The sequence below is a fragment of the Ruminococcus sp. genome (assembly GCF_045129435.1).
Lineage (GTDB): Bacteria > Bacillota > Clostridia > Oscillospirales > Acutalibacteraceae > Ruminococcoides.
On the sequence record NZ_JBGVJL010000198.1, the window covers coordinates 1 to 2,395 of the forward strand.

Here is a 2,395-nt window from a genome sequence, read left to right on the forward strand (position 1 = left end):
ACAAACAGCAACGCTGTTTGTGCCCGATAGACTGATATAAAAACAACTTTTCTTGGGCGTTGCCCAAACCCACGAGCCTTTAAAAAGGCTCGCCTAAATTTTTTGTTATTTATCCGAAACTTTCTGCTAAACCATAATTTATCCCAACTATTGAAAAAGAATCTTAAAAGATTACATAAACTCTGCCCAGTAATACTGTGACATATATTCATTCATATACGAATTAACCGCACCTGCGTCAAGTTCTTCAAAGCGGTAATAGTCGCAATCGAGCATGGCGGTGTTTACTGAAAGGCTATTGTATTTTTTATTTACAACCTTTTCCGCTCCGATATTTTTCAGGCTTTTCATCATTGCCGACATTATCTTCTGCAAATATGCCTGCTGTTTTGAATCATACGGCTCGTCCTCAAACAATGCCGCCGCAATTTCTTTAATTGTACATGAACTGCCATGGCGGTGCACAAGGTAAGCAAATACCTCCTTTGACTTACTGCGTTCAAAGTGAACAGGTGAGCCGTCAGGAGTAAATACATCAAAATTGCCAAAGCATTGCACACGCAAAACAGCATTTGACTTTGGCTCAATCGGGTGGCGTAAATCGTCAAGCTCCTCCTTGATTTTCTCCGGAGTCACCGGCTTCATAATATAACCGCTGGCTTTCATCATCATAGCGTCACCGGTATATTGGTCAAAGCCTGTAACAAAAATAATGTTAATTTTTGGGTATGCCTCTTTAAGCTTTTTTGCAAGCTCCACACCGGTCATACCACGCATATGTATGTCAAGAAATGCCACATCGCATTGATTTTCTGCCGCAAACTCAAGCAGCTTTGACGGCTTAGAAAACTCAAAAATTTCTGCATCAGGCTTAACCTCTTTAATGGAATCGACAAGCATTTCAAGTGCAAGTGCTTCATCGTCTGCTGCAAGTATTTTCATAACTATTCCTCCTTGTTATCCTTATAAATCTTAATGGTAGATACTGTGCCCTTGCCTACCTCGCTATCAATGGTAACTTCGCCATTGCACATTGTAGAAATTCTTTCTTTGATATTTTCAATGCCGAGGTGTGTTCGTGAGGTGTCGGGATTTGGCTTTGTGGTATCAAAGCCGACACCGTCATCGGAAACCACAACCTCGTAGCGGTCATCGTATTCTCTTGTAGAAATCGTAACCGTTCCGCCGTCCTCTTTCATTCCCACACCATGCTTTACGGCATTTTCAACCAAAGGCTGAACGGTGAGTGACAGAATTTTAAAGTCAGTTACGCCTATGTCATAAACAATGTTGAGGTCATCCCCAAAACGCATTTTCTCAAGTGAAAGGTATGTTTTCAGGTGGCTTAGCTCTGTTTCAAACGGCACAGGGTGCTCGTCCTTTATGCTGTTCATATTGCCACGCAAATAGTTTGCAAAATCTATTGTGGCTGTTTTTGCTCTTTTAGGGTCTTTTTCGCAAAGCTGAGCAATGGAAGTGAGGGAGTTATAAAGAAAGTGTGGCTGAATTTGTGAAATCATAATTGTTACACGAGATTTCAAAAGCTCTGACTGCACCTTTTCGTAATTGAGCTGTTCCTCATATGACTTTTTTGCTGAAATAATAAGATTGACAAGCTGAATTATAATAGTTAAGAATGTACCGACATTTGTCGCAATTCGTGACGGCATAAATTCAACGAACATATTGATTATATCTATAAAAGCAAACAATATCATCGGTATAAAGGACGCAAAAACAATTTTAGATTGAATATCTTTATCCTTCAAGCTTTGCTTTACAAGGAAAATCAAACCTATAACCGATGTGATTGCGGTAACGCCTATAAACATAACCTCCGATTTCAGAATATCCTTTATTCCAAGCATATGCAATATATATGCTCCCAATGTTATAAGCAACATTAACAACAGACACAAGCCAAAGGCATCTCTTTGCTTTTTGCTGATTAAATATGAACGCACATAGAACATAAACGATAGTGCAAGAAAATAAACTGTGCTCTCATCTATTAAAAAGCATAGCTGAGGGTTGTCAATAATTAATGGTATATAGTTGTTTAATGCATCAAACAGAAAATAAATGCCGCCAAAGAAAGCAACCAACGCAAAGCTTAAATTCTGCAATCTTGAATTTCTCATAAGCACACCGGCAAGCGAGAATGTAAGAATTCCGAGGAATGACATAATCAAGGCAATAATAACTTCACCTATTTTTTTATCAAACATCTGATGATACATAGAGTCGTACATACCGATTGAAAGATTATCGAAAAACTCATCATAGCCCTCAAAACACATAATCGGATATGGATTTTCAAGCATGACTTCGATTGTTGCATCATTTGGTATGAGTGATTTATCTATGTAATCAAGCGATATACCGGGTGCAATAG

The 2,395-nt window shown here is 38.7% G+C and carries 2 protein-coding genes; both read right to left on the bottom strand.

Translation table 11 applies throughout. The features are described 5' to 3' along the window. Positions 1-171: 171 nt before the first annotated feature. The gene (locus tag ACJMMI_RS10080; RefSeq protein WP_405355404.1) at positions 172-942 is read right to left on the bottom strand and encodes a response regulator; all 771 of its coding nucleotides are present in this window, start codon (positions 940-942) and stop codon (positions 172-174) included. Positions 943-944: 2 nt separating this feature from the next. Next, the coding region (locus tag ACJMMI_RS10085; RefSeq protein ID WP_405355405.1) for a sensor histidine kinase at positions 945-2,395 on the bottom strand (1,451 nt) is incomplete at its 5' end.